We start from the raw sequence: 26,955 nt of genomic DNA on the forward strand, positions 1-26,955 counted from the left end.
CCTGTCTCCTACCTGCAACTACTGGTAACTACTCGGGGCTGACGGCGAGCGCGTGGCCGACGAGGGCCAGCAATGTCTCGATCACCGAGATCCGGCGGCGCGCGTCCATGATCATGACAGGTATGTGTGCGGGCACGGTGAGGGCCTCGCGCACATCTTCGGGTTCGTACCGCTCGGTGCCGTCGAAGTGGTTGACGGCGACGACGTACGGCAGTCCGCAGCTCTCGAAGTAGTCAAGGGCGGGGAAGCAGTCCTTCAGTCGGCGGGTGTCGGCGAGGACGACCGCGCCGATCGCCCCGCGGACGAGGTCGTCCCACATGAACCAGAACCGCTGCTGGCCCGGTGTGCCGAAGAGGTAGAGCACCAGGTCGTCGTCGAGCGTGATGCGGCCGAAGTCCATGGCCACGGTCGTCGTCAGCTTCTCGGGCGTCGCGGTGAGGTCGTCGGTGTCCTCGCTCGCCTCGGTCATCAGCGCCTCGGTCTCAAGAGGCGTGATCTCGGAGACGGCGCCGACGAGCGTGGTCTTACCGACACCGAAGCCGCCCGCCACCACGATCTTCGTGGCGATCGGGGCGCGCGTCGGGTCCGTCTGCCAGGCCTGAAGGTTCTCGTCCGCGTCCGGGACGGCGACGGGGCCTGCGGCGGCTTCAGAGACGGCGGAGTCCATTCAGCACCCTTTCGAGCAGTGCGCGGTCCGGCTGTCCGGTGCCGTGACCGGTTCCGTACACGCGGATCTTTCCCTGGTCCGCCAGATCGCTGATGAGTACGCGAACCACGCCGAGGGGCATCTTCAGCAGCGCGGCGATCTCGGCCACCGTACGCATCCGGCGGCAGAGTTCGACGATGGCCCGCATTTCGGGCATCACACGGGTGCCCAGCGAGCCGTTCGTCAGCTCCCGCCGTTCGTCGGGGGCTTCGAGCGCGGCGGTGCTCGCCACGAAGGTCTCGACGAGCAGTACGTGGCCGAAGCGCGTACGGCCGCCGGTGAGCGAGTACGGGCGTACGCGGGCGGGTTTGCGGTCGCTGCCGCGTACGGGAAGCCTGGGCGCCTGGCTGCTCACTGGGTGCTCCCTATCGACGCGTCCTCTATCGACTGGCGCAGCTCGCTGCGGAGTTCGGGGGTCAGGACGTGCCCGGCGCGGCCCACGAAGAGCGCCATGTGGTACGCGACGACGCTCATGTCGCAGTCGGGCGCACCGTGCACGCCGAGCAGCGAGCCGTCGCTGATCGACATGACGAAGAGGCTGCCCTCCTCCATCGCGACCATGGTCTGCTTGACGCCGCCGGAGTCCATCAGTCTGGCGGCGCCGATGGTGAGACTGCCGATGCCGGAGACGACGGTGGCGAGGTCGGCGGAGGAGCCCCTGGGGCCTCTGGGACTGGCGGTGCCCGCCACCTCCACGGCCTCCGCGTTCCTCCCGGCGTCGGAGGAGAGCAGGAGCAGACCGTCGGAGGAGACCACCGCGACCGACAGGATGCCCGGCACCTCCTCGACGAGGTTCGTCAGCAGCCAGTGCAGATTGCGGGCCTCATTGCTCAGTCCGAAGGTACTCGGCGCTGTCAACTGCTTGCCTCCTCGACTGTGTCCCCCTGGACTGTGTCCCCCTCGGTTTCCACGACTTCTGGTGCGCGTTCCCCTGCGGGCCGCGCTGCGGCTTCTGTTGCGCGTTCCGCTGTGGGCGCCTGCTCGGCGAGTTCCGCCTCGACGTCGCGGCGGCCCTCGATCGCGCCCCGGTGGAACCCGCCCAGCCTGCGACGCAGCGCCTCGGCGTCCACGGACGCCGCGCGCGGCCTGGCGGCCGGTGCGGGCGCGTTGATCTTGGGCGTCCGCTTGGGCAGGCCCTTGTCGGTGACCCGCTCGGGTTCGTCCGCGGCCTGCTCGTCCACGACCTGCTCGTCTGCGACCCGTTCGTCTGCGACCCGTTCGTCTACGAAACGGTCGTCGTGGGCCCGCTCGTGGGAGTCGGGGCCGATGGCGTACGGGTCGGGATCGCCGGCCTGAGCGGGGATGGCGATGAGCGCCATGGTGGTCTCGGGCCCGGACGGCTCGGGTGGCTCCGTGGGCTCTGGGGCCTCGGCGGGCTGAGCGGATTCCGCGGGCGCGGGCTCGGCTTCCGGTGCGGCGGGCGCGGAGGACGGTGCTTCGTCCCGTACGACTTCTTCTTCGGCGCCGGTGTCGGTATCGGCGCCGGTGTCCTCCCGTACCGCCTCTTCCGCCGCCGCGATCAGCGGGTCCCGGCTCGGACGGCCGGGCAGCACGTTGGAGTTGACCTCGGAGTCGGCGCCGGGGAACGACAGTGAGCCGGCGCTGCCGAGTGCCGGGTGGGTCGCCGAGGGGACCGTCACGGCGGGTGCGGCGGCGAGCAGCGACTTGGGCAGGACCACGACCGCCGCGATGCCGCCCTGCTTCTGCTCGCGCAGCCGTACCCGTACGCCGTGCCGGTGCGCGAGCCTCGCGACCACGTACAGACCGAGCCCGAGACCCTCGCCGCTCTCCTGGTCGTACGAATCCTCGGGGTCGAAGTCCGAGAGGCGGGCGTTGAGTTGGTCGAGCCGGTCGGTGGTCATGCCGATGCCCTCGTCCTGTACGGAGAGCATGACCTCGCCGCTTTCCAGGAGCCAGCCGGAGACCTCGACGGGGATGTCGGGTGGCGAGAACGACGCGGCGTTCTCCATGAGTTCGGCCATCAGGTGGCTGATGTCGTCCGCCGCGAACCCGGCGAGGTGCGCGTGCGGCGGCAGCGCGGCGATCCGTACCCGCTCGTAGCGCTCGATCTCGCTGACGGCGGCGCGTACGACATCGATGAGCGGGACCGGCTCGGGGTGCTGGTGGCCGTGTTCGGCGCCGGCGAGGACCAGCAGGTTCTCGCTGTGGCGGCGCATGACGGTGGCGAAGTGGTCGAGGCGGAAGAGCGTGCCGAGCCGGTCGGGGTCCTGCTCGCGTTCCTCGAGCTGCTCGATGACGGACAGCTGCCGCTCGACGAGACCGAGGGTGCGCAGCGAGAGGTTGACGAAGGTGCCGTGGATGCTCTGCCGTACCTGCGCCAAGTGCGCGGCGGCCTCAGCGAGTTCCCTGCGCAGCTTGTCGCGCTCGTCGGCCATGAGCTGGCGTTGGCCGATGAGGTGCTTGCGGTCGCTCTCCAGGCTCGTCAGCCGCTCATGGAGCGCGGCGGCGTGCGCGTGCAGCGCGTTGACGGAGCGTACGACCTGGGCGAACTCGTCGTTGCGGCCGGTGAACTTCACCGGCTCCTGGGCGGCCGGGTCGGCGGCCAGCCGGGCCGAACCGAGGCGGAGCACGGCCAGCGGGCGGGTCAGCGTACGGGCCATGGCCGTGGATACGCCGACGGCGACCAGCATCAGGAAGCCGAGGAGTGCGATACGGATCTCCAGGGCGGTGACGTCGTCGTCGCGCAACTGGGCGAGATCCTTGGCCCGTTGGCTGTTGAGGGACGCCTCGATGCCACGCATCTGCTCGACGCGCGCGGAGAGCGCTGCGTCCAGTTTCTCGGTGTTGGTGCCGAGTTCGGACTCGGAGAGGGTCGCCCGGTCGACGAGGGTCGCGAGGTACCTCTCGGCGGAGGTGACGTCGGGACCGGTCACCGTGGAGTAGTACGACGCGCTGTTCGCGGTGGGCGCGGCGTCGTGGAAGTCGGCGAGCGCGGCCTGCTCTCGGACGTTCGCCTGCTGGGCGGCGGCACTGAGGGCGTTGCGCGTCCTGGTGTCGGCCGCGGAAGACGTGGTCTCCCTGCTGGTCGCGCCGGTGACCGGGTCGGTGACGGTCTCGGTCCTGGTGGGCACGTTCAGCGCGGCGAGGAGCAGTCCGCGGGTGGCGGCGGCCTGCTGGACGGCGGTGTCGAGGTCGGCGAGTGCGTGCGCGCCGGCGCCCGCGCGGGGCGGCAGCCGCTCGGCCAGGTCCTCGGCGAGGGCGTGGAGTTCGGCTATGGCGGTGGAGTACGCCTGATGCGCTTCGAGAGCGGTGCTCTTGCCGGTGAGCGCTGCTCTGCGTACGGAAGAGATCTCGTCGAGGTCCTTGCGCAGCTCGGCGGGCGCCTCCTCGGTGCTCAGCTCGTCGACCTGCCGGTCGACGCGGGCGCTGTGCCGCTCGGAGGGGCCTTCGCCATCGGGGCGGCCGGCCGCGATGTAGGAGGTGACCTCGTCGCGTTCGTCGGCGAGCGCGTGGGCGAGGGTCAGCGCGTCCTTGGTCTGGTCGGCGAGCGTGACCAGGTTCTGGGAGTCGTTCAGGTCGCTCGAGGCGGCGACGACGGAGGGGGCACCGGCTCCGGCGATCGCGACGGCCACGACGGCGACGGCGACGATCAGCCGGGTGCGTACGTGGGCGGGGCGGCTCTTTCCGGCGGGGTCCGGGTTCCTCGGCTGTCCTGCCGGGGAGTTCTGGGAGCTCGACATGCGCCCGGAGGCCTCGTCCGAGGCCTTCTGATTGCCTTTGCGCCGAGGCCGCATCTTCTGCACCGATGCTCGCATTCTTGACTCGTGTACCCATGGGCCCGGGTGACGATTCGCCATCAAACGCGTCGCCACCGTTACGGCTCCCGACCCTCCCAGTGCCGGTGGGCAGTGGCCGCGCATCGCCTGACCCGCCACCCAAAGGAGTGAACATCGGTGGGGCAGAGGTGAGCAAGTTCCTCTGGCCAGTGCAGCCACCTCGCACGGTGGGCCTGTTGGACTCCCGCGGCATCCGGTGGCAAGATGCGCCGCCGTGCCCCGGCGGAGCCACTTATTCCGCCCCATTTCAGGCGGGTGACCTGCCACTTCTCGCCAATTCGGCGACAATTGCCAGCCTTTGACGAAGCTTGTGAAGAGCTCGTGCAGACTGGCCGAATGCGCACGGAACTGATCTCGGTCCCCGGTGATTCTGCCCGTCCGAACGAGGACTACGCGGCGGCCGGAGTCCCGGCCTCGGGTCAGGGCGGTTCGCTTGTCGTGCTTGACGGAGTCACTCCACCGGCGACGGAAGTGGGCTGTCGGCACTCGGTCCCCTGGTTCACGGCGCGGCTCGGCGGAGCGCTGGGTGAACTGTCCACTTCACGCCGAGATCTGCCCCTCACCGAGGTACTGGGCCAGGCCATCTCACGAACCGCGGAAGCCCATCGGTTCACTTGTGACCTTTCTCACCCACGAACCCCACAGGCAACCGTGGTCCTCGCCCGCTGGTCCGCACACGAGGTCGAGTACCTGGTCCTCTCCGACTCCGCCCTCCTGGCCGAGTCCCCCTCCGGCACGGTCGTCCCCCTCCTCGACGACCGCCTCTCCCGCGTCCCCCGCGCCTCCCTGGCCACACACGCGATCACCGACGCGACGATCCGCAACAAGGAGGGCGGCTTCTTCACAGCCGCCGCGGACCCGTCGGTGGCGGCCCGCGCGGTGACCGGCACGCTCCCGCGCACCGAGGTCCGCACGCTCACCGCCCTGACGGACGGCGCCACGCGGTGGGTGGACAAGTTCCACCAGGGCGACTGGGCGGAACTCGTCACGCTGGTGCGGAAGGAGGGGGCCCAGGCGCTGGTCGAGCGGGTGCGGGCGCTGGAACGGGAGGATGCGGGGCGGGAGTTCCTGGAGCGGAGCAAGAGGCATGATGACGCGACGGTGGTCTACGTGGAGTTGTGACGGCGTCCTCTACGCCCGCACCCCCAGAGCTCAGCCCTCGCTCCGCCGGTTCAACTGATGAAGCAGCCGGGCCAGTTCGGCAACTTCCTTGCGGTCCCAGTTCGCGAGCTGGCGCACGTAGCGCGCCCGCCGCGCATCCCGCACCGTACGGAACCGGGCCCGGCCCTCCTCCGTGAGGTGGACCAGCCAGGCACGCCCGTCGGCGGGATCGGGCTCGCGGGCGATGAGCCCCAGCTCTTCGAGGGCCCTCAGCTGCCGGGACATGGTGGCCTTGCCGACGCCGATGTAGGCGGCGAGCTCGGTGGCACGCTGACCGCCGCGCTCATCCAGGCGTACGAGCAGTCCGTACGCGGCGGACTCCAGATCGGGGTGAACCTCCCGGGCCATCTCCCCGGAGGAGGCCCGCGCACGCCGCAGAAGTACGGTCAACTCCCGCTCCAGGGCGAGGAATTCCTGATCCACACCCTGCCCCGACCGCAACGGCTGTCCCTCACCGTTTCCGCCCTCGCCCACATCGGCCCCTGACTCAGCTTCGCGATCCTGAAAGTTTTGCGGAAGCTTAGTCATTCCCGCAGCTCGGGAGGTATTTCCGGGGAGCAGATCAGGGCGCGGGGAGGCGCAGGCTTTTCAGGGCGCGGGGCTGTGACATTTGCAGCTCCGCCGCGTGGGCGCGAGCAACCACAACGAACCCGCACCCGGCAGCGAACCGTCCCCAGCCCGGTCGGCCGTATGGCGAAGACCCGGGCCCCGCGAGGGGACCGGGTCTTCATTCCCGACGGCGTCCGTCACGCCGCCACCGGAACCTCCGGAGCAGCCCCGTTCGTAGCCGGCGACAACGCCAGCTCAAGCACCTGCCGAACGTCCGTGACGGCGTGAACGTCGAGCTTCGACAGAACCTCGGCGGGCACATCGTCCAAGTCGGCCTCGTTCCGCTTGGGAATGATGACGGTGGTGACACCGGCCCGATGCGCGGCCAGCAGCTTCTGCTTGACGCCACCGATGGGCAACACCCGCCCGGTCAGTGAGACTTCACCGGTCATCGCCACATCCGTACGGACGAGCCGCCCGCTGAGCAACGAAGCGAGAGCCGTCGTCATCGTGACGCCCGCGCTCGGTCCGTCCTTGGGGACCGCGCCCGCCGGGAAGTGGATGTGCACGCCCCGGTCCTTCAAGTCGCCCACGGGCAGCTCGAGTTCGGCGCCGCGAGAGCGGAGGAAGGAGAGCGCGATCTGTGCGGACTCCTTCATCACGTCGCCGAGCTGGCCCGTGAGGGTCAGACCGGAGGCTCCCGTCTCCGGATCGGCCAGCGACGCCTCCACGTAGAGCACGTCGCCGCCCGCGCCGGTGACCGCGAGCCCGGTGGCGACACCGGGGACGGCCGTGCGGCGCTCGGCCGGATCCTGGGCGGACTCGGGCACATGGTGCGGCCGGCCGATCAGCCCGCGCAGATCGCCCTCGCCGACCGTGAACGGCAGCTTCCGCTCGCCGAGTTCGTGCTGTGCGGCGACTTTGCGGAACAGCCGTGCGATGGCCCGCTCCAGGTTCCGTACACCCGCTTCCCGCGTGTACTCACCGGCGAGCTTGCGCAACGCGCTCTCGTCGAGGGTGACTTCGGCCTTCTCAAGACCGGCCCGCTCCAACTGCCGCGGCAGCAGGTGGTCCCGGGCGATGACGACCTTCTCGTCCTCGGTGTAGCCGTCGAGCCGTACGAGCTCCATGCGGTCGAGCAGCGCCTCCGGAATGGCTTCCAGGACGTTGGCCGTGGCCAGGAACACCACGTCGCTCAGGTCGAGTTCGACCTCCAGGTAGTGGTCGCGGAAGGTGTGGTTCTGCGCGGGGTCGAGTACTTCGAGCAGGGCGGCGGCGGGGTCGCCCCGGAAGTCGGAGCCGACCTTGTCGATCTCGTCCAGGAGCACGACCGGGTTCATGGACCCGGCTTCCTTGATGGCGCGGACGATACGACCGGGCAGCGCGCCCACGTACGTACGCCGGTGACCGCGGATCTCGGCCTCGTCGCGTACGCCGCCGAGGGCGACCCGTACGAACTTGCGCCCCATCGCGTGCGCGACGGACTCGCCGAGGCTGGTCTTGCCGACACCGGGAGGCCCGACGAGCGCGAGCACGGCGCCGCCACGGCGCCCGCCGACGACTCCCAGCCCTCGCTCCAGCCGCCGCTTGCGCACGGCCAGGTACTCGGTGATGCGCTCCTTCACGTCTTCCAGCCCGGCGTGCTCGGCGTCGAGGATCGCCTGGGCGCCCTGGATGTCGTACGAGTCCTCCGTGCGCTCGCTCCACGGGAGTTCGAGCACCGTGTCGAGCCAGGTCCGGATCCACGACCCTTCCGGCGACTGGTCGCTCGACCGCTCCAGCTTGTCGACCTCCTTGAGGGCGGCCTCGCGGACCTTCTCGGGAAGGTCGGCGGCCTCGACTCGGGCCCGGTAGTCGTCGGACTCCTCGCCGTCCTGCTCACCGTTCAGCTCGCGCAATTCCTTGCGTACGGCCTCGAGTTGCCGCCGGAGCAGGAACTCGCGCTGCTGCTTGTCGACGCCTTCCTGTACGTCCTTGGCGATGGACTCGGCGACGTCCTGCTCGGCTAGGTGCTCGCGGAGCTGCTCGGTGGCGAGCTTCAGCCGGGCGACGGGGTCGGCGGTCTCGAGCAGCTCGACCTTCTGCGAGGTGGTCAGGAAGGGCGAGTACCCGGAGTTGTCGGCCAGGGCGGAGACATCATCGATCGCCTGCACCCGGTCGACCACCTGCCAGGCACCGCGCTTGCGCAGCCAGCTGGTGGCGAGGGCCTTGTACTCCTTGACGAGGTCGGCGGCCTGACCCGGCAGCGGGTCGGGCACGCTCTCGTCCACCCGGGTCCCCTCGACCCACAGCGCGGCACCGGGCCCGGTGGTCCCGGCCCCGATCTTCACCCGCCCACGCCCGCGGATCAGCGCACCAGGGTCACCGTCGGCCAGCCGGCCTACCTGCTCGACGGTCCCGAGCACACCCGTACTCGCGTACGTCCCGTCGATCCGTGGAACAAGCAGCACCTTCGGCTTGCTGCTCCCACTGGAACGCGCGGCGGCCTGCGCGGCCTCCACCGCGGCTCGTACATCGGCATCGTTCAGGTCCAGGGGCACCACCATCCCGGGCAGCACGACCTCGTCGTCGAGCGGCAGCACGGGCAGGGTGAGCGGTGTGGACGTCGAAGTCATGGTCTCCCCTATGGCAGTCAAGTTGAGTTATGCAGGCTCAATGCACAGGGGCTGCCGAATGTTCCCGTCGCTAAGGACCGTTCGCTGTCAGCGATCGCAGAGCCCTGTTCCCCTTCTTCGTCGAAGGCGGCGAACAAAGATCACGCGTCGCGCAGCCAGTCGTCGAGTACGGCAAAGTCCGTATCAGCGAGGCCGATTGTGGAATCGACACGGTGGAGAAGGGCTTGTCCTGGGTGGTGCGCTGACACCCAGGTGCGATCGAGATCGGTCAGCTCGTCGTCGACCCAGATGAACGGGCGTCCCGCCGCGGCCTCGACGAGGGCTCGGGTCTTCCAGTGCAGCCCTCGCGCCTCGTCTTCCTCCGGCGCGTCCGGCAGGTCCGCCACTGGCAGTTCGGGCAGCCCGAGCAGCGGAGCTATCACTTCGTTGGCATCGTCCATCCAGGCGGTGGCCCACACCAGGGTGCAGGGCAGCGCCGACAAGCGCGGACCGTGCGTAGGGTCGATCTTCGCCAGCTGAGGATTCGACATGTCCTGCCAGCCGTCCCAGTCCTCAAGGGCCGGGGGAAGCCGCGCTCCCCCAAGGGGGAGAAGAGTGCCATCAACGTCCAGGAAGAGCAGCGGGCGCTCGGCATGTCCGGCCATGGCCGAACGCTATCGGCTCGCCCCAAGAGGGCGGCTACCGTGCCCGCATGACGACCGACTCGGCCTCACCCGAAGACCTCGCATCGTTGCCCAAAGCCGAGTTCGCCTTCCCCGGCCCGCTGCGCGACCAGCTTGTCGCGGCGATTCTCGACGGTTCCAAGACGTCCACGACGGAACTTCTCGTCGATTACGCGCACGAGAGTGAGCCACTGCCCGAGGTGGGGAGCCGTTCGGTGGTCGTCGACTCCGAAGACCGGCCGACGGGAGTCATCGAGGTGACCGACGTCCGCGTCGTACCGCTGGCTCGGGTGGATCTCGCCCACGCGGTGGACGAAGGCGAGGGCTACACCAGCGTGGCCGAGTGGCGGGCGGGCCACGAGCGGTTCTGGCACAGCGAGGAGATGCGCGCGGCGCTGGAGGACCCCGGGTTCACTGTGGACGACACGACGCCCACGGTCCTGGAACGCTTCCGCCTCGTCACCGACCTCCGCCCCGCCGACTGACCTGCCGTGCCCGGTCAACGCCGCCCTCGCAAGGCCGAACGCCACGTGGCCCGCCAATTCGGCTGCCCCTCACCGGAGCGACTTGCCAGGATGGCCCCATGACCACCCCGTACGACACCCCTGTAGACCCCGAAACCCCCGTAGTCATAGACCGCCGCAACGGCCCGTACGGCGAAGTCGTACTGCGTCGCCACGGCGGACTGCTGCAGATCATCGCCAACGGGTGCTTCCTGATGGACACATCGGACGGGCGCTCGGAGCGGCTGCTCGTCGACGCCGCTCGTGATGCCCTGGACGGGCGCCGCGAGCCGAGCGTGCTGATCGGCGGGCTCGGCGTCGGGTTCTCGCTGGCTCATGCGGCCGCCGATCCGCGATGGGGGCGTATCGCGGTGGTCGAACGGGAACGGGCGGTCATCGACTGGCATCTGGAGGGGCCGCTGTCGGACATCTCGGCGACGGCGCTCGCGGACCCGCGTACCGAGATTGTCGAAGACGATTTGGTCGCTTACGTCAATGAGACGTCCGACACGTACGACGCACTGTGCCTCGACATCGACAACGGGCCCGGATGGACCGTCACGGACGGCAACGAAAACCTCTATACGACGGCCGGACTCGCCGCGTGCGCAAGGGTGTTGAGGCCAGGTGGGGTGCTTGCCGTGTGGTCGGCTCAGCCCTCGTCTGATTTCGAGGGAAGTTTGGGGAATGCCGGGTTCCGGCAGGTGCGTACCGAAGAGATCCCGGTTGCCCGGGGCGTTCCGGACGTCGTGCATCTCGCTGTCAGGCCTGGATAGCCGAGCGGTGGTAACTGCCCGTACTCTGCTGACCTGATGCAGATCATTCAAGCGTCAAGCGCAGTCATGGAATCACCCCCAACGATTCCGGAAAGCACACCTCAGGGGCGGGCGATGGAGCAGACACACACCTCGCACAACGGCACGGCGGCAACGCCGGGCGCACAGCGCCGGGTGCTGGTGGTCGAGGACGATCCGACGATCGTGGACGCCATCGCCGCCCGGTTGCGGGCCGAGGGATTTCTCGTGCAAACCGCCGGTGACGGCCCGGCCGCCGTCGACACGGCGGAGGCCTGGCAGCCCGATCTGCTGATCCTCGACATCATGCTGCCGGGCTTCGACGGCCTGGAGGTCTGCCGCCGCGTGCAGGCACAGCGCCCGGTCCCGGTGCTGATGCTGACCGCACGGGACGACGAGACGGACATGCTCGTCGGGCTCGGCGTGGGCGCCGACGACTACATGACGAAGCCTTTCTCCATGCGCGAGCTGGCCGCGCGCGTACACGTGCTGCTGCGCCGCGTGGAGCGCGCCGTGGTCGCCGCGTCGACTCCTCGCTCCGGCATCCTGCGCCTGGGCGAGCTGGAGATCGACCACGCCCAGCGACGGGTGCGGGTGCGCAGCGAGGACGTCCATCTGACGCCCACCGAGTTCGATCTGCTGGTCTGCCTGGCCAACACGCCGCGCGCGGTGCTCTCGCGCGAGCAGTTGCTCGCCGAGGTGTGGGACTGGGCGGACGCCTCCGGCACCCGGACCGTGGACAGCCACATCAAGGCGCTGCGCCGGAAGATCGGCGCCGAGCGGATCCGTACGGTGCACGGCGTCGGCTACGCGCTGGAGACCCCCACTCCTTGAGCCTGACCTCCTGAGGGGGCTGATGCCATGAGCGGTGTCATGAGCGGTGTCATGAGCGGTGTCGGCATGAGCAATGCCATGCGCGGTGTCGTGTCATGAGCGAGACCGACGGCACGCGCAAGAGCGCGGGCGGCTGGAGCACGAGCCTCTGGGAGGGCGTACGTCCCTTCTCGATCAAGACGAAGCTCGGCACACTGGTCGTCGTCTCGGTCTTCATCACCACCGTGCTGATGATGATCGCGGTGCGCACGGAGACCGAGCTGCGCTTCATCACCGTCTTCTCGATGATCGCGACGCTGCTGATCACGCAGTTCGTGGCGCACTCGCTGACGGCTCCCCTGGACGAGATGAACACGGTGGCCCGGAACATCTCGCACGGCGACTACACGAGCCGCGTCAAGGGCGCCGACCGCCGCGACGAGCTGGGAGACCTGGCGCAGACGATCAATCGCATGGCCGACGACCTCGAGGCCCAGGACCGCCAGCGCAAGGAGTTGGTCGCGAACGTCTCGCACGAGCTGCGTACGCCGATCGCCGGCCTGCGCGCGGTTCTGGAGAACGTCGTGGACGGCGTCTCGGCTGCCGATCCGGAGACGATGCGTACGGCCCTGAAGCAGACCGAGCGCCTCGGGCGCCTGGTGGAGACACTGCTCGACCTGTCCCGGCTGGACAACGGCGTCGTACCGCTGCGCAAGCGCCGCTTCGAGGTGTGGCCGTACCTGTCGGGCGTACTGAAGGAGACCAACATGGTGGTCTCCGCGCGCGGGGGCATCTCCTCAGGGTCGGGTACGCACACGCGTACAGACGTGCATCTGCACCTGGACGTGTCGCCGCCCGAGCTGACCGCGCACGCCGATCCGGAGCGGATCCACCAGGTCGTCGCCAACCTCATCGACAACGCGGTCAAGCACAGCCCGCCGCACGGCCGTGTGACGGTGCGGGCACGGCGCGGGGACCGTCCGGAGTCGCTCGATCTGGAGGTGCTGGACGAGGGCCCCGGGATTCCGCAGTCGGAGTGGCACCGGGTCTTCGAGCGTTTCAACCGGGGCGGAGTCGTCGCCGCGCACGGTCCGGGCAGCGACGGCGGTACGGGTCTGGGGCTGGCGATCGCGCGCTGGGCCGTCGATCTGCACGGCGGACAGATCGGTGTGGCCGAATCCCAGCGCGGCTGCCGAATCCAGGTCACTCTTCCGGGGCTCCCTCCACTCGCAGGTTGACCTAGGGTTCGAGCCACAGTCGCAAGAACCACGGATTCCGCGAGGCGTCCGTAGGGTAACCGCGCTTGTTTCCCGCCATTTCCAGCATCGAAACACGCGTTTCGATGTGACTTACACGACGATCAACCGGCCCGGCCTGCATCCATCGGCCATGGGGGCGTAGCCTTGATTCCCGCTGTCCATCACCTTGTGAAGCGGAAGAGGGCGGTTGCCGCCGTGTCGCCACAGTCCCCCAGTAACTCGAGCATCTCCACCGACGACCAAGCCGGGAAGGCGGGGAAGAATCCCGCCGCCGCGTTCGGTCCGAACGAGTGGCTCGTCGACGAGATCTATCAGCAGTACCTCCAGGACCCGAATTCGGTAGACCGCGCCTGGTGGGACTTCTTCGCCGACTACAAGCCGGGTGGCGTCGCCGCCTCGGCCACGTCGCGTACTGCGGCCGCGGGGGCCGCAGGGACCACCACGACGGCTCCGGCCGCGCCCGCTCCGGCTCCCACCGCCCCGGCCTCCTCCGATGGTCAGGCCCAGGCCGCTCCGGCTCCGGCCGCTCCGGCCCCGGCCGCCCCCGCGGTGCCGAAGCCCGCAGCCACCGCCCCGGCCCCGGCTCCGGCTCCGGCCAAGCCCGCTGCCGCCGCCAAGCCGGCCGCCGCGAAGGTTGCGCCCGCCAAGGCCGCACCCACGACCGAGGCACCGGCCGGCCCGGAGTTCGTACCGCTGCGCGGCCCCGCCGCGGCCGTGGCGAAGAACATGAACGCCTCCCTGGAGCTGCCCACGGCCACGTCCGTGCGCGCGGTCCCGGTGAAGCTGCTCTTCGACAACCGCATCGTCATCAACAACCATCTCAAGCGCGCCCGGGGCGGGAAGATCTCCTTCACCCACCTCATCGGCTACGCGATGGTGCAGGCCCTCAAGGCCATGCCGTCGATGAACTACCACTACGCCGAGAAGGACGGCAAGCCGACCCTGGTCAAGCCGGAGCACGTCAACTTCGGCCTCGCGATCGACCTGGTGAAGCCGAACGGCGACCGTCAGCTCGTCGTCGCCGGCATCAAGAAGGCCGAGACGCTGAACTTCTTCGAGTTCTGGCAGGCCTACGAGGACATCGTCCGCCGCGCCCGCGACGGCAAGCTGACGATGGACGACTTCTCCGGCGTCACGGTCTCCCTGACCAACCCCGGCGGCCTCGGCACCGTCCACTCGGTGCCGCGTCTGATGCCCGGCCAGTCGGTCATCATGGGCGTCGGCTCGATGGACTACCCGGCGGAGTTCCAGGGCACGTCCCAGGACACGCTCAACAAGCTGGGCATCTCCAAGGTCATGACCCTGACGTCGACGTACGACCACCGGGTCATCCAGGGCGCCGCCTCCGGCGAGTTCCTCCGGATCGTCGCGAACCTCCTCCTCGGTGAGAACGGCTTCTACGACGAGATCTTCGAGGCCCTGCGCATCCCGTACGAGCCGGTCCGCTGGCTCAAGGACATCGACGCCTCGCACGACGACGACGTCACGAAGGCCGCCCGTGTCTTCGAGCTGATCCACTCCTACCGGGTCCGCGGCCACGTCATGGCCGACACCGACCCGCTGGAGTACAAGCAGCGCAAGCACCCCGACCTGGACATCACCGAGCACGGGCTCACCCTGTGGGACCTGGAGCGCGAGTTCGCGGTCGGCGGCTTCGCCGGCAAGTCGATGATGAAGCTGCGTAGCATCCTCGGCGTCCTGCGCGACTCGTACTGCCGCACCACCGGCGTCGAGTTCATGCACATCCAGGACCCGAAGCAGCGCAAGTGGATCCAGGACCGCGTGGAGCGCGGCCACACCAAGCCGGAGCGCGAGGAGCAGCTGCGCATCCTGCGCCGGCTGAACGCGGCGGAGGCTTTCGAGACCTTCCTGCAGACGAAGTACGTCGGCCAGAAGCGCTTCTCACTCGAGGGCGGCGAGTCCGTCATCCCGCTTCTCGACGCGGTCATCGACAGCGCCGCGGAGTCCCGCCTGGACGAGGTCGTCATCGGCATGGCCCACCGCGGCCGGCTGAACGTGCTGGCGAACATCGTCGGCAAGTCGTACGCGCAGATCTTCCGCGAGTTCGAGGGCAACCTCGACCCGAAGTCGATGCACGGCTCCGGTGACGTGAAGTACCACCTGGGCGCCGAGGGCACGTTCACGGGCCTGGACGGCGAGCAGATCAAGGTGTCGCTCACCGCGAACCCCTCGCACCTGGAGGCGGTCGACCCGGTCCTGGAGGGCGTCGCGCGCGCCAAGCAGGACATCATCGGCAAGGGCGGCACGGACTTCACGGTCCTGCCGATCGCCCTGCACGGCGACGCGGCCTTCGCGGGCCAGGGCGTCGTGGCCGAGACCCTGAACATGTCGCAGCTGCGCGGCTACCGCACCGGCGGCACGGTCCACATCATCATCAACAACCAGGTCGGCTTCACAGCTCCGCCGGAGTCCGCGCGCTCGTCGATGTACTCCACCGACGTGGCCCGGATGATCGAAGCGCCGATCTTCCACGTGAACGGTGACGACCCCGAGGCCGTCGTCCGGGTCGCGCGCCTCGCCTTCGAGTTCCGGCAGGCGTTCAACAAGGACGTCGTCATCGACCTCATCTGCTACCGCCGCCGCGGTCACAACGAGACCGACCAACCGGCGTTCACGAACCCGCAGATGTACAGCCTGATCGACAAGAAGCGCTCGGTGCGCAAGCTCTACACCGAGTCCCTCATCGGTCGCGGCGACATCACGCTGGAAGAGGCCGAGCAGGCGCTGCAGGACTTCCAGGGGCAGCTGGAGAAGGTGTTCACCGAGGTCCGCGAGGCCGTCCACGCCCCCGCCGAGGTGCATGTCCCGCAGCCGGAGGCGGAGTTCCCGGTCCACGTGGACACCGCGGTCTCCCAGGAGATCGTGAAGCGGATCGCCGAGTCGCAGGTCAACATCCCCGACCACATCACCGTCCACCCGCGTCTCATGCCGCAGATGACGCGCCGCGCGTCCTCAGTGGAGGACGGCACGATCGACTGGGGCATGGGCGAGACCCTGGCCTTCGGCTCGCTGCTGATGGAGGGCACCCCGGTCCGTCTGTCGGGCCAGGACTCCCGCCGCGGCACGTTCGGCCAGCGTCACGCGGTCCTGGTGGACCAGAACACGGGCGAGGACTACACCCCGCTCCAGTACCTCGCGGAAGACCAGGCGCGCTACAACGTCTACGACTCGCTGCTCTCCGAGTACGCGGTCATGGGCTTCGAGTACGGCTACTCACTGGCCCGGCCCGAGGCGCTGGTCCTGTGGGAGGCGCAGTTCGGCGACTTCGTCAACGGCGCCCAGACGGTGGTGGACGAGTTCATCTCGTCGGCGGAGCAGAAGTGGGCCCAGACGTCCGGTGTGACGCTGCTCCTCCCGCACGGCTACGAGGGCCAGGGCCCGGACCACTCGTCCGCCCGCCCGGAGCGTTTCCTCCAGCTCTGCGCCCAGAACAACATGACGGTCGCCATGCCGACCCTCCCGTCGAACTACTTCCACCTGCTGCGCTGGCAGGTCCACAACCCGCACCACAAGCCGCTGGTCGTCTTCACCCCGAAGTCGATGCTGCGTCTGAAGGCGGCGGCGTCGAAGGCGGAGGAGTTCATCACGGGCGGCTTCCGCCCGGTCATCGGCGACGCGTCGGTGGACCCGGCGGCGGTCCGCAAGGTCGTCTTCACGGCCGGCAAGGTCTACTACGACCTGGACGCCGAGCGTCAGAAGCGCGGCATCACGGACACGGCGATCATCCGCATCGAGCGCCTGTACCCGATCCCGGGTGCCGAGCTCCAGGCCGAGATCGCCAAGTACCCGAACGTCGAGAAGTACCTCTGGGCCCAGGAGGAACCGGCGAACCAGGGCGCCTGGCCCTTCATCGCCCTCAACCTCATCGACCACCTGGACCTGGCGGTCGGCGCGGACATCCCCCACGGCGAGCGGCTGCGGCGGATCTCCCGCCCGCACGGCTCGTCTCCGGCGGTGGGTTCCGCGAAGCGGCACCAGGCCGAGCAGGAACAGCTGGTTCGGGAGGTGTTCGAGGCGTAGGCCTCGGGCGTACACCGTCTTAAGGGCGCCGTCTGAAGGGCGCTGTCTGAAGGGCCCGGCACCGAGTTCGTCTCGGGGCCGGGCCCTCGGGCGTATCCGGGCGCGTGCGGCCGAAGGCCCGGCTCCGCATAACCTGGAGACGTCAGACCTACGCCCCCAGGAGAGCAACCGTGTACTTCACCGACCGTGGCATCGAGGAGCTGGAGAAGCGGCGCGGCGAGGAAGAGGTCACCTTCGAGTGGCTCGCCGAGCAGTTTCGTACGTTCGTCGATCTCAATCCGGACTTCGAGGTGCCGGTGGAGCGGCTGGCGACCTGGCTGGCGCGACTGGACGACGAGGACGACGAGTAGGGCGCGCGACGCCCGTCGTACCTGCGCTTTCACTCCTTGTGAGATCACCGGATCGGTGTCTTGACTTTCCGTGACCGCGATATATCGTGAATAACGGAAGACGCGATATGGCGTGACCGGCGCTGCCCGGTGCCCTGTCGCGTTACTCCGCAACGTCCGTTCGCCGTCGAGGAGGTCAGCACCATGTCCCAGTGGTCCGTCGCCGAGCCCGAGAAGCTCGCATTCGATGACCCCGTGACGGCGCTCCATGTGCGACTCGTCAACGGAACGGTGAACGTCGTGGGGGTGGACGAGGGTTCCACCCGCCTGGAGGTAACCGAGATAAACGGACCGCCTCTCGTGGTGACCCACGAGGACGGCACACTCACGGTGGCGTACGAGGACTTGCCCTGGAAGGGCTTCCTCAAGTGGCTCGACCGCAAGGGCTGGCACCGCGAGGCGGTGGTCTCCCTGGCGATTCCGGCACACGCGCGCGTGGAGGTCGGCGTGGTCGGCGCCGCTGCCGTGGTCTCCGGGGTGGACGGGCCGACGGTGGTGAAGGGCGTCACGGGAGACACGACACTCGTCGGCCTCTCCGGCCCCGTGCGCGCCGACACGGTCTCGGGAAATCTGGAGGCCCAGGCCGTCACCGGCGACCTGCGTTTCAACTCCGTCTCCGGAGACCTCACCGTCGTAGAGGGCTCGGGCTCCAGCGTGCGGGCCGACTCGGTGAGCGGCTCGATGATCGTCGACCTCGACACGGACAGCCCCACCGACGTCAGGCTGAACAACGTCTCGGGGGAGATCGCAGTACGGCTGCCGCACCCCGCGGACGCGGAGGTCGAGGTCGACACCGCGAGCGGCACGGTCTCCAACGCCTTCGACGACCTCCGGGTCAGCGGCCACTGGGGCGCCCACAAGATCACCGGCCGCCTGGGCTCGGGTACCGGAAAGCTGAAGGCGACAACGGTCTCGGGCTCGATCGCGTTGCTGCGGAGGCCTCCCTCGGAGGACGAGCCATGGGACGCCGAGCCGGAGGACACCGGTACCGGCCCATCCGACAAGAGCCCCGACCACCCGTCCGACCGCCCGACCGCCCCTCCCTCCGAGGGCTCCCCCAGCGGCTCATCCGACAACCCGAACGACAAGAAGGGGCTCTGACATGCCTCCCGTCTTTGCCCACGGACGACTGCGGCTCTACCTCCTGAAGCTGCTGGACGAGGCGCCGCGCCACGGGTACGAGGTGATCCGGCTCCTCGAGGAGCGCTTCCAGGGCCTGTACGCGCCCTCGGCCGGCACCGTGTATCCCCGCCTGGCCAAGCTGGAGGCCGAGGGCCTGGTCACCCACACCACCGAGGGCGGCCGCAAGGTGTACGCGATCACGGACGCGGGCCGCGCCGAACTGGCCGATCGCAGCGGTGAATTGGCCGACCTGGAGCTGGAGATCCGCGAGTCGGTGGCGGAGCTGGCCGCCGAGATCCGGGCCGATGTGCGGGGCGCGGCAGGTGACCTGCGCCGCGAGATGCGGGCGGCGGCGAGCGAGGCACGCCGGGGTCCCACATCGGGCGGCGCCAAGGGGTGGCGGGGGGAACACGAGGCCGCCTACGGGGACTCCACGGAGTACATGGAGAAGGAGGCGTGGCGTACCGCGAAGGAGGAGATGCGCCGCGTCAAGCAGGAGTGGAAGGAACAGGCCCGGCGCGCGAAGGACGAGAGCCGACGGGCCCGCGAGGAGGCCCAGCGGGCTCGCCGCCAGGCCAAGGAGGCGCAGGAGAGGGCACGGTCCCAGGCCCAGGAGCTCCAGCGCGTCGCCAAGCGCGTCCAGGACCAGGTGCAGGACCACTTCGCACGGGGCGACTGGCCGACGGGCGTACGGGAGGGCCTTACCGAACTGGCCAAGGAATTCGGGGAGTTCGGAAAGGACTTCGGCAAGGGCTTCGGGAAGGACGCCGGCGCCGGGCGGCCGGAGAGGGAGCGGACGCCGGAGCCCGACTACACGGTTACCCCCGAGGGCTTCCCCGCCGACTACGAACCCGCCTGGGCACACGACGACTCGACGGGCGATCCCGCCCGCGACCTCGACCGCCTCCTGGACCGCTTCCGCGACGACATCCGCGACGCGGCCCGCGACAACGGGGTGACGGAGAACCAACTGCGGGAGTGCCGCCGCCACTTGTCGACGGCGGCGGCACACATAGGGGTGGTACTGCGGCCCAAGGGCTGAGCAGGGGCCCTTGGGGTGCGGTGCCCTCGGAAGCGCCGGGCGCCGCACGTCGGGCCAACCCGCTTCACCTCAGCCGGCCTTCGCCTCTCCCCCGCCGTAGAGCACGCGCCGCAGTGACGCATACGTCACCCCGTGGTCGGCCAGCACCTCCGCGGGGACGCCGGGTCGGGAGGTGAGGGCGATCAGGATGTGCTCGTCACCGATGTGCCGGTCCTTGTGAGCGGAAGCGATGCGCAGGGACTCCGTAAGGAGATCCTTGGCGCCACGAGTGAAAGGACGATGCCCGCCGATGAACCCGGACCACCACCCCTTGCCGCGCCCCTTGCCCTTCCCGTCGACGCCCAACGCACCCACGCCATGGGCCTCTTCGACCCTGGAGACGATCTCCGTGAGGTCGACGCCGAGACCGGACAGGGCGTCCGCCTCGGCGCGTGACAACCCACCTCGGCGCCGCGCCTCGGCCAAAGCTTCTGTTACCGACTCCTTCTGACGGTCGAGCCCCAGGGAGGCGAGAGCGAACGACCCACGACTGCCCTCACGGTCGAGTAGGGCCAGCAGCATGTGCTGCTCCTCAACCATCTCCGCACCCATCCGCTCGGCGTGCTCGACCGCGCCCAGCACCACCGCTCGGGCGTCCTTGGTGAACCGTTCGAACATCACTGCCTCCCGTACTTCTTGTGGACGGCCTGCCTGCTGACACCCAGTTCCGCGGCGATCTCCTGCCACGACCAACCCTGATTGCGCGCATTGCGCACCTGCACCGCTTCGAGCTGCTCCAGCAGCCGCCGCAAGGCGGACACGGCCCGCAGCCCGATCCGCGGATCGCGGTCACCCGCGCGCTCGGCGAGATCTGTTGCTTCGGTCATGACGTCAACATAGATTGACACGCCCCTTGATGTCAACCCTGGTTGACATCAAGGGGCGTGCAAGAGACGGGTGGGAGGCAGACGCGTCAGGAGGCGGTGAGGACGATCTTCCCGAACTGCTCACCCGACTCCATCCGCTCGAACCCCTCACGGGCACGATCCAGCGGGAGGACTTCGTCGATGACGGGACGTACGCCTGTGGCGGCGCAGAAGGACAGCAGGTCCTCCAACTCGTCCTTCGTTCCCATCGTGGAGCCGACGACCTTGAGTTCGAGGAAGAAGATGCGGGTCAGTTCTGCGTGCGAGGGACGGTCACCGCTTGTGGCGCCCGAGATGACGAGGGTGCCGCCGGGCTTGAGGGACTTGACGGAGTGGGACCAGGTGGCGGCACCGACGGTCTCGATGACCGCGTCCACGCGCTGCGGCAGCCGGGCGCCGGACTCCACGGCCTCCACGGCGCCCAGGTCCATGGCCCGCTTGCGCTTCGCCTCGTCACGGCTGGTGGCGAAGACCCGTAGCCCCGCGGCCTTCCCCAGCACGATCGCGGCGGTGGCGACACCGCCTCCGGCGCCCTGCACTAGAACCGAGTCACCGGGACGTACGCCGGCGTTGGTGAAGAGCATGCGGTACGCCGTCAGCCAGGCGGTGGGCAGACAGGCGGCCTCCTCGAAGGAGAGCTCCTTGGGCTTCGGCAGCACGTTCCAGACGGGTACGGAGACCTGTTCCGCGAACGTCCCCTGGTATCGCTCAGTGAGGATGGAACGCGGTTCCTTGGGTCCGACGCCGTGTCCCGTCTGCCCGATCACGGAGTGCAGCACGACCTCGTTGCCGTCCTCGTCGACCCCGGCGGCGTCGCACCCCAGAATCATGGGCAACCGGTCCTCCGCGAGGCCCACGCCTCGCAGCGACCACAGGTCATGGTGGTTCAGGGAGGCGGCCCTGACGTCCACGGTCGTCCAGCCGTCCCGAGCCTCGGGAGCGGGCCGCTCCCCCAACTCCAGCCCGTTCAACGGCTGATCCCGGTCAATACGAGCAGCGTAAGCAGCAAACATGTCGTCGACCCTAACCGTCAGCGGTTGAGCGGGGCGCCTATGGGGGGTGGTGGTCCGGGCTCATAGGCGACTGCGGGCCCGTCGTGGCTGGTCGCTCCCCCACCTTCGGCTCCGCTCGAGCGGGGGACCCCCATCGCGGCGGAGCCGCATATGTCACAGCCCCGCGCCCCTGAAGGGCGCCCGCCCGGAACCGCCAGCCACAACGCACCCGCAGCCGAAAACGGACCCACCTGCCGGAGGTCAGCGCCTGGCGACACCCTCTGCCCGAGCCGCCGCAGCAACCGCCGCGGTGACCGCCGGAGCAACCCGCTCATCGAACGGCGACGGAATCACATAATCCGCGGCAAGGTCGTCCCCGACGACCGCGGCCAACGCCTCAGCCGCAGCGATCTTCATTCCCTCGGTGATCCGAGAGGCCCGCACCTGAAGCGCCCCCGCGAAGATCCCGGGAAACGCCAGCACGTTGTTGATCTGGTTGGGGTAGTCGGACCGCCCGGTAGCCACAACGGCCGCGTACTTGTGCGCGACGTCGGGGTGCACCTCGGGATTCGGGTTGGCCATGGCGAACACGAACGCGCCCTCGGCCATGGAAGCGACGGCCGGCTCCGGAACCGTACCGCCGGACACCCCGATGAAGACGTCGGCTCCGGCGAGCGCGGCCTCCAACGACCCCGACAACCCCGCCTTGTTGGTCAGCGAGGCAAGCTCCCGCTTGACCGAGGTCAGATCGTCCCGGTCCTCGGACACGACACCCTTGCGGTCCGCGACAGCGACATCCCCGATCCCCGCCTCGAGCAGGAACTTGGCGATGGCGACGCCGGCCGCACCCGCGCCCGAGATCACCGCACGCAGATCCCCCAGCGGCCGCCCCGTCAGACGGGCCGCGTTCCGGAGGGCCGCCAGGGTGACGACAGCGGTTCCGTGCTGGTCGTCGTGGAAGACCGGGATGTCCAGCCGCTCCTGCAAACGCCGCTCGATCTCGAAACACCGAGGCGCCGAGATGTCCTCCAGGTTGATCCCGCCGAAGGACGGCGCGAGCCGCACCACGGTCTCGACGATCTCGTCGGCGTCCGTCGTGCCCAGAGCGATCGGCACCGCGTCGACCCCGCCGAACTGCTTGAACAGGATCGCCTTGCCCTCCATCACGGGGAGGGAGGCCTCGGGGCCGATGTCGCCGAGCCCGAGCACGGCCGTACCGTCCGTCACCACGGCCACCACGGACGACTTCCACGTGTAGTCGTGGACGAGCTCTGGCTGCTCGGCGATGGCGCTGCACACCTTCGCGACGCCGGGCGTGTACGCGAGGGACAGGTCGTCCTTGTCCAGGACGGGCACGGTGGCCCGCACGGCCATCTTCCCGCCCCGGTGCAAGGCGAACGCCGGGTCGATGGAATCGAGAGGCTCGGCCCCGGCGTCCTGATCCGTACTGCTGTCGCTGCGAGGATTGACGATCTCCGCTGCCACTTTGGTTTACCCCTTAAGTCTTTAACGGTTGAGGGTGTCCACTCCAGGTGAGGGGTGGGCGGGCACCGCGTATGTCCCTGATGTGACGGCTACGTACGGGTACGTACGGGCACATACGCGACGGGCGCGCCGCACACGCGCCCTGAGCCCCGGATGAGGGGTGTAAGGAACCTTCTTACCGGACGGACGCCGTCGCCGACGAGTCCATAACACGAAGGTCACATGACGCTGACATGACTTGTGCCCGATTGCACGGACATATCCTGACAGGTCAGCAGGGCGCCGCAAGTGCGCAGAGGCGGCTGCTCGCATCGCGCGAAGCACCGAAGATCTTCCGGCAGGAAGGCGAAAAATCCGTACAAGATCCGGTCGAGATGGGCCAGTCCGGCACGGTTCGGGGGTCACCCGTTATCCGATTTTGACATAGCGGGCACCCTGAGGGGATCCGTCCGAATGGCAAGATTGCCGTCATCACACGAGGTCGCGACACCCACAAAGGTGTGTGTTCTCGGCGACCCATCGGCACTCCACCCTTCCGCCGGAGGAATCACCATGACCGCAAGCTCCACCCGTCGTACGACCGCCGCGCACTCCCGGATAGCCGCGGTCGGTGCGATCGCGGTCGCCGGCGCCCTGCTGCTCACGGGCTGCGGTGACCAGACCGATGACACCGGCGGCGGCTCGGACACCGCGTCGGCGAGCGGTGCCCCGCTGGCCGACCAGCTCCCCAAGGCCATTCGCGACAAGGGCGTCATCGAAGTCGGCACGAACGCCGAGTACGCGCCCATGGAGTATCAGGAAGGCGGCAAGATCGTCGGCGTGGACCCCGACATCGCCGCCGCGCTGGGTAAGCAGCTCGGCGTGGAGTTCAAGTTCACCTCAGGCTCCTTCGACGGCCTGATCACCTCCCTGAACTCCGGCCGTTACGACGTCGCCATGTCCTCGATCACAGACACCAAGGCGCGCCAGGAGGGCCTGGACGACAAGGGCAAGAAGCTCGGTCCGGGCGTCGACTTCGTCGACTACTTCGTCGCCGGCACCGCCGTGTACGTCCAGAAGGGCAACCCGAAGAAGATCAACTCGATCGAGGACCTCTGCGGCCAGACGGCCGCCGTGCAGCGCGGCACGACATACGAGCAGGCGCTGAAGGACCAGTCCAAGAAGTGCACGGACGGCGGCAAGAAGAAGATCACCATCGAGGCGTTCGAGAACGACACCGAGGCCCAGACCCGCGTGAAGTCGGGCGGCGCGGTCGCCGGCGTCAACGACTACCCGGTCGCCGTCGACCTGGCCCGCAAGGCCGACGGCGGCAACGCCTTCGAGGTCGTCGGCGAGCAGGTCGACGCCGGCCCGTTCGGCATCGCCGTGAACAAGGACAACAAGGAACTCACCGCGGCTCTCGAAGAGGCCGTCAACGCGATCATCGAGGACGGCACGTACAAGAAGATCCTCGAGAAGTGGGGCGCCGAGACCGGCGCCATCGACAAGGCCGCGGTCAACGGCGGCAAGTGACCGTCCCGAGCAACGCTGAAGGGCAGTCACTGTGACTGACAAGTTCGACAAAGTGCCGGACGACACCGATCCGTCGGTCGGCACCGTCACCGAGGACGGCGGGGCACTCCCGCCCGAGGCGATCAAGGCCATTCCGGTCCGGCACTACGGCCGCTACGTCAGCGCTGTCGTGGTGCTGGCGCTGGTGGCCCTGCTGGTCAACGCCTTCGCCACCGCCGACAAGATCCAGTGGAACGCCGTCGGCGAGTACGTCTTCGACGACACGGTCCTCGCGGGAGCCGGCCGCACCCTGCTGATCAGCGTCCTGGCGATGATCATGGGTGTGATCCTGGGCGTCGTGCTGGCCGTGATGCGGCTCTCCAAGAACCCGGTCACGAGCTGGGTCGCCTGGGTCTACATCTGGTTCTTCCGCGGTACGCCGGTCTACGTCCAGCTCCTCCTCTGGTTCAACCTGGCGCTGATCTTCCCGACGCTGAATCTCGGTCCGATCTACAAGGACGAGATGGTGGACGTCATGACCCCGTTCATGGCCGCCCTACTGGGCCTGGGTCTGAACGAGGCGGCGTACATGGCGGAGATCTGCCGCGCGGGCCTGATGGCCGTCGACGAGGGCCAGACGGAGGCCGCGCACGCGCTGGGCATGAGCCGCGGCAAGACGTTGCGCCGCATCGTGATCCCGCAGGCGATGCGGGTGATCGTGCCGCCCACCGGCAACGAGTTCATCAACATGCTGAAGACCTCGTCCCTGGTGTACGCGGTGACGTACAACGAACTGCTGCGCGCCACCTCGACGATCGGCTCCACGTCGTACGCCGTGATGGAGATGCTGTTCGTGGCGTGCATCTGGTACTTGGTCATCACCAGCGTGTTCAGCGTCTTCCAGTACTACCTGGAGCGCCGTTACGCCCGTGGCTCGACCCGGAACCTGCCGCCGACGCCGTGGCAGCGGATCCGGGTCAACATGATGGCCTTCAGCCGGGAAAGGGGCGTGTGAGATGACCGCCATGGTGAAGTCCGAGGGCGTGCACAAGTCGTTCGGCCCGATCGAGGTCCTCAAGGGCATCGACTTGGAGGTCAAGGCCGGCGAGGTCTTCTGCCTCATCGGCCCCTCCGGCTCGGGCAAGTCAACCTTCCTGCGGTGCATCAACCACCTGGAGAAGATCAACGCAGGCCGCCTGTACGTCGACGGTGAGCTGGTCGGCTACCGCCAGAAGGACGACAAGCTGTACGAGCTGAAGGACAGCGAGGTCGCGCTGAAGCGGCGGGACATCGGCATGGTGTTCCAGCGCTTCAACCTGTTCCCCCACATGACGGCGCTGGAGAACGTCATGGAGGCCCCGGTACAGGTCAAGGGCGTCAGCAGGACCGAGGCGCGGGAGCGCGCGAGGGAACTGCTGGAGCGTGTCGGCCTGGCCGACAAGGCCAAGGGCTACCCCTCGCAGCTCTCCGGCGGCCAGCAGCAGCGCGTCGCCATCGCCCGGGCCCTCGCGATGGACCCGAAGCTGATGCTGTTCGACGAGCCGACCTCGGCCCTCGACCCGGAGCTGGTCGGCGACGTCCTCGACGTCATGCGCGACCTCGCCGAGTCCGGCATGACGATGATCGTCGTCACCCACGAGATGGGCTTCGCCCGCGAGGTCGGCGACAGCCTGGTCTTCATGGACGGCGGCGTGGTCGTCGAGTCGGGCCACCCCCGCGACGTACTGACGGATCCGCAGCATGAGCGGACGAAGTCGTTCCTGTCCAAGGTGCTCTGAGGGTACGAACGAGAAGGGGCGGTACGGGTCCTCCGTACCGCCCCTTCCTCATTCCGTCGTCACTTGAGCGCGAGGACCAGCGCGTCCGAGGGTGACCGCCACACCGCCCGCGCCTCCCCGAACCCCTTCTCCCGCAGCACGCGCGCGTGCCACTCGGCGGACGGGGTGTCGCCCTCGGCGTGCTCCCCGTAGATCTCGAAACGGCGGGCGGTCGGCTCGGCGAGTACGGGGTCCTGGGCGGCGAGCTGCCACCACTCGGTCCAGCCGAGTACGCCGGCCTCCTTGGCGCGGTTCATGCGGTCGTGCCGCTGCGCGCGCTCCGCCGCATTGATCTGCGGAGTGGACTCGTCGATCATGTGGTCCGCGTTCATGAACACACCGCCGTCACGGACGAGTTCCGCGACCTGACCGTAGAGGGCCGCGAGGGGTTCCAGGTGCAGCCAGTGCAGGGCGGTCGCGGTGAGGACGGCGTCGTACGAGTCGTACGGCAGCTTTGCCGTCCAGTCGGGGTCCTTCAGATCGGCCGTGACGAACGTGACGCGGTCGTCGTCCGCGAAGGTGCCCTCGGCGATGGCCAGGAGCGCCGGGTCGAGGTCGACCCCGGTGCTGACGGCCTCCGGGAACCTTTTGAAGAGCCGGGCCGTGATACTTCCCGTACCGCATGCCAGGTCGAGTACGCGCGGTGCGGGGCCCACCAGGGCCTCGACCATGTCGAGCATGACCCGGAAGCGTTCCTCACGGTCCGGGAGGTACCACTCCTGCTGCTGGTCCCAACTCTCCTGCCAGGCATGCCAGTCGGCTCCGGTCACGGTGGTCATGGACGCCCCTCCCCTCCAGGAGTAATACCCTGG

Annotated in this window: 24 protein-coding genes; 12 read left to right on the top strand and 12 right to left on the bottom strand. The window is 68.8% G+C overall.

All coding sequences use genetic code 11. The annotated features are described in order from the left end of the window. Positions 1 to 28: 28 nt before the first annotated feature. Genes ACFYO0_RS27430 through ACFYO0_RS27445 form a run of 4 tightly spaced genes read right to left on the bottom strand, consistent with a single transcriptional unit; the run spans position 29 to position 4,407 of the window. Positions 29 to 667, bottom strand: a complete 639-nt coding sequence (locus ACFYO0_RS27430) for an ATP/GTP-binding protein (protein WP_388681134.1) — start codon at positions 665 to 667, stop codon at positions 29 to 31. Continuing rightward, positions 648 to 1,061: a DUF742 domain-containing protein gene (locus ACFYO0_RS27435; RefSeq protein WP_388681136.1), complete on the bottom strand. Its 414-nt coding sequence runs from the start codon at positions 1,059 to 1,061 to the stop codon at positions 648 to 650. Before ACFYO0_RS27435 ends, ACFYO0_RS27430 begins: the two co-directional genes overlap by 20 nt. Beyond that, positions 1,058 to 1,564 (bottom strand): roadblock/LC7 domain-containing protein, encoded by a 507-nt coding sequence (locus ACFYO0_RS27440; RefSeq protein WP_388681139.1) that lies wholly within the window; start codon positions 1,562 to 1,564, stop codon positions 1,058 to 1,060. The genes ACFYO0_RS27435 and ACFYO0_RS27440 overlap by 4 nt, the downstream gene beginning before the upstream one ends. Next, complete coding sequence (locus ACFYO0_RS27445) at positions 1,561 to 4,407, bottom strand: nitrate- and nitrite sensing domain-containing protein (RefSeq protein ID WP_388681143.1); 2,847 nt, start codon at positions 4,405 to 4,407, stop codon at positions 1,561 to 1,563. The genes ACFYO0_RS27440 and ACFYO0_RS27445 overlap by 4 nt, the downstream gene beginning before the upstream one ends. 432 nt (positions 4,408 to 4,839) lie before the next feature. On the opposite strand from ACFYO0_RS27445, the gene ACFYO0_RS27450 reads away from it, so the two are divergent. Continuing rightward, a complete protein-coding gene (locus ACFYO0_RS27450; RefSeq protein WP_388681146.1) occupies positions 4,840 to 5,625 on the top strand; it encodes a protein phosphatase 2C domain-containing protein in 786 nt (261 codons plus the stop codon). Positions 5,626 to 5,655: 30 nt separating this feature from the next. Here ACFYO0_RS27450 and ACFYO0_RS27455 read toward each other — a convergent pair whose 3' ends face one another. The 3 genes from ACFYO0_RS27455 to ACFYO0_RS27465 all read right to left on the bottom strand — a co-directional run bounded on the left by ACFYO0_RS27455 (position 5,656) and on the right by ACFYO0_RS27465 (position 9,472). Then, the gene (locus ACFYO0_RS27455; protein WP_388681149.1) at positions 5,656 to 6,192 is read right to left on the bottom strand and encodes a MarR family winged helix-turn-helix transcriptional regulator; all 537 of its coding nucleotides are present in this window, start codon (positions 6,190 to 6,192) and stop codon (positions 5,656 to 5,658) included. A gap of 218 nt (positions 6,193 to 6,410) precedes the next feature. Then, the gene (lon, locus tag ACFYO0_RS27460) at positions 6,411 to 8,828 is read right to left on the bottom strand and encodes an endopeptidase La (protein ID WP_388681151.1); all 2,418 of its coding nucleotides are present in this window, start codon (positions 8,826 to 8,828) and stop codon (positions 6,411 to 6,413) included. 140 nt (positions 8,829 to 8,968) lie between these two features. Further along, positions 8,969 to 9,472: an HAD domain-containing protein gene (locus ACFYO0_RS27465; RefSeq protein WP_388681153.1), complete on the bottom strand. Its 504-nt coding sequence runs from the start codon at positions 9,470 to 9,472 to the stop codon at positions 8,969 to 8,971. Between the two features lie 47 nt (positions 9,473 to 9,519). On the opposite strand from ACFYO0_RS27465, the gene ACFYO0_RS27470 reads away from it, so the two are divergent. From ACFYO0_RS27470 to ACFYO0_RS27505, 8 genes are all read left to right on the top strand, one after another. Further along, complete coding sequence (locus tag ACFYO0_RS27470) at positions 9,520 to 9,975, top strand: ASCH domain-containing protein (protein ID WP_388681156.1); 456 nt, start codon at positions 9,520 to 9,522, stop codon at positions 9,973 to 9,975. 98 nt (positions 9,976 to 10,073) lie between these two features. Next, entirely contained in the window at positions 10,074 to 10,769 is a 696-nt protein-coding gene (locus ACFYO0_RS27475; protein WP_388681158.1) for a spermidine synthase, read from the top strand. A 114-nt stretch (positions 10,770 to 10,883) separates the two neighbouring features. Then, positions 10,884 to 11,621 carry a response regulator transcription factor gene (locus tag ACFYO0_RS27480; protein WP_054236710.1) on the top strand — a complete coding sequence of 246 codons (738 nt, stop codon included), beginning with the start codon at positions 10,884 to 10,886 and terminating at the stop codon, positions 11,619 to 11,621. A 95-nt stretch (positions 11,622 to 11,716) separates the two neighbouring features. Beyond that, positions 11,717 to 12,838 (top strand): ATP-binding protein, encoded by a 1,122-nt coding sequence (locus ACFYO0_RS27485; protein ID WP_388681161.1) that lies wholly within the window; start codon positions 11,717 to 11,719, stop codon positions 12,836 to 12,838. 216 nt (positions 12,839 to 13,054) lie between these two features. Continuing rightward, positions 13,055 to 16,900, top strand: coding sequence for a multifunctional oxoglutarate decarboxylase/oxoglutarate dehydrogenase thiamine pyrophosphate-binding subunit/dihydrolipoyllysine-residue succinyltransferase subunit (locus ACFYO0_RS27490; protein WP_388681163.1), 3,846 nt, complete (start codon positions 13,055 to 13,057; stop codon positions 16,898 to 16,900). Between the two features lie 170 nt (positions 16,901 to 17,070). Continuing rightward, a complete protein-coding gene (locus ACFYO0_RS27495; RefSeq protein WP_236239996.1) occupies positions 17,071 to 17,250 on the top strand; it encodes a DUF6104 family protein in 180 nt (59 codons plus the stop codon). 183 nt (positions 17,251 to 17,433) lie between these two features. Next, entirely contained in the window at positions 17,434 to 18,390 is a 957-nt protein-coding gene (locus ACFYO0_RS27500) for a DUF4097 domain-containing protein (RefSeq protein ID WP_388681167.1), read from the top strand. 1 nt (position 18,391) lies between these two features. Then, positions 18,392 to 19,453, top strand: a complete 1,062-nt coding sequence (locus ACFYO0_RS27505; RefSeq protein WP_388681170.1) for a helix-turn-helix transcriptional regulator — start codon at positions 18,392 to 18,394, stop codon at positions 19,451 to 19,453. Between the two features lie 69 nt (positions 19,454 to 19,522). Here the strand turns inward: ACFYO0_RS27505 and ACFYO0_RS27510 are convergent, their stop codons facing one another. From ACFYO0_RS27510 to ACFYO0_RS27525, 4 genes are all read right to left on the bottom strand, one after another. Continuing rightward, positions 19,523 to 20,110, bottom strand: coding sequence for a Clp protease N-terminal domain-containing protein (locus tag ACFYO0_RS27510; protein ID WP_388681172.1), 588 nt, complete (start codon positions 20,108 to 20,110; stop codon positions 19,523 to 19,525). Next, entirely contained in the window at positions 20,110 to 20,319 is a 210-nt protein-coding gene (locus ACFYO0_RS27515) for a helix-turn-helix domain-containing protein (protein WP_217454569.1), read from the bottom strand. The genes ACFYO0_RS27510 and ACFYO0_RS27515 overlap by 1 nt, the downstream gene beginning before the upstream one ends. 86 nt (positions 20,320 to 20,405) lie before the next feature. After that, the gene (locus tag ACFYO0_RS27520; protein ID WP_388681176.1) at positions 20,406 to 21,371 is read right to left on the bottom strand and encodes a zinc-binding dehydrogenase; all 966 of its coding nucleotides are present in this window, start codon (positions 21,369 to 21,371) and stop codon (positions 20,406 to 20,408) included. A 240-nt stretch (positions 21,372 to 21,611) separates the two neighbouring features. Then, entirely contained in the window at positions 21,612 to 22,835 is a 1,224-nt protein-coding gene (locus tag ACFYO0_RS27525) for an NADP-dependent malic enzyme (protein ID WP_388681178.1), read from the bottom strand. Positions 22,836 to 23,387: 552 nt separating this feature from the next. Between ACFYO0_RS27525 and ACFYO0_RS27530 the strand changes: the two genes are divergently transcribed. The 3 genes from ACFYO0_RS27530 to ACFYO0_RS27540 are packed head-to-tail and all read left to right on the top strand — an operon-like array spanning position 23,388 to position 26,104. After that, positions 23,388 to 24,347, top strand: a complete 960-nt coding sequence (locus tag ACFYO0_RS27530; RefSeq protein ID WP_388681180.1) for an ABC transporter substrate-binding protein — start codon at positions 23,388 to 23,390, stop codon at positions 24,345 to 24,347. A gap of 31 nt (positions 24,348 to 24,378) precedes the next feature. Continuing rightward, positions 24,379 to 25,341 (top strand): amino acid ABC transporter permease, encoded by a 963-nt coding sequence (locus ACFYO0_RS27535; protein ID WP_388681183.1) that lies wholly within the window; start codon positions 24,379 to 24,381, stop codon positions 25,339 to 25,341. A gap of 1 nt (position 25,342) precedes the next feature. After that, the gene (locus ACFYO0_RS27540; protein ID WP_388681185.1) at positions 25,343 to 26,104 is read left to right on the top strand and encodes an amino acid ABC transporter ATP-binding protein; all 762 of its coding nucleotides are present in this window, start codon (positions 25,343 to 25,345) and stop codon (positions 26,102 to 26,104) included. Positions 26,105 to 26,163: 59 nt separating this feature from the next. On the opposite strand, the gene ACFYO0_RS27545 is transcribed toward ACFYO0_RS27540, so the two are convergent. Then, entirely contained in the window at positions 26,164 to 26,922 is a 759-nt protein-coding gene (locus ACFYO0_RS27545; RefSeq protein ID WP_388681188.1) for a class I SAM-dependent methyltransferase, read from the bottom strand. Between the last annotated feature and the right edge of the window lie 33 nt (positions 26,923 to 26,955).

The sequence above is a fragment of the Streptomyces sp. NPDC006365 genome (assembly GCF_042870755.1).
Classification (GTDB): Bacteria; Actinomycetota; Actinomycetes; order Streptomycetales; family Streptomycetaceae; genus Streptomyces; species Streptomyces xiangluensis.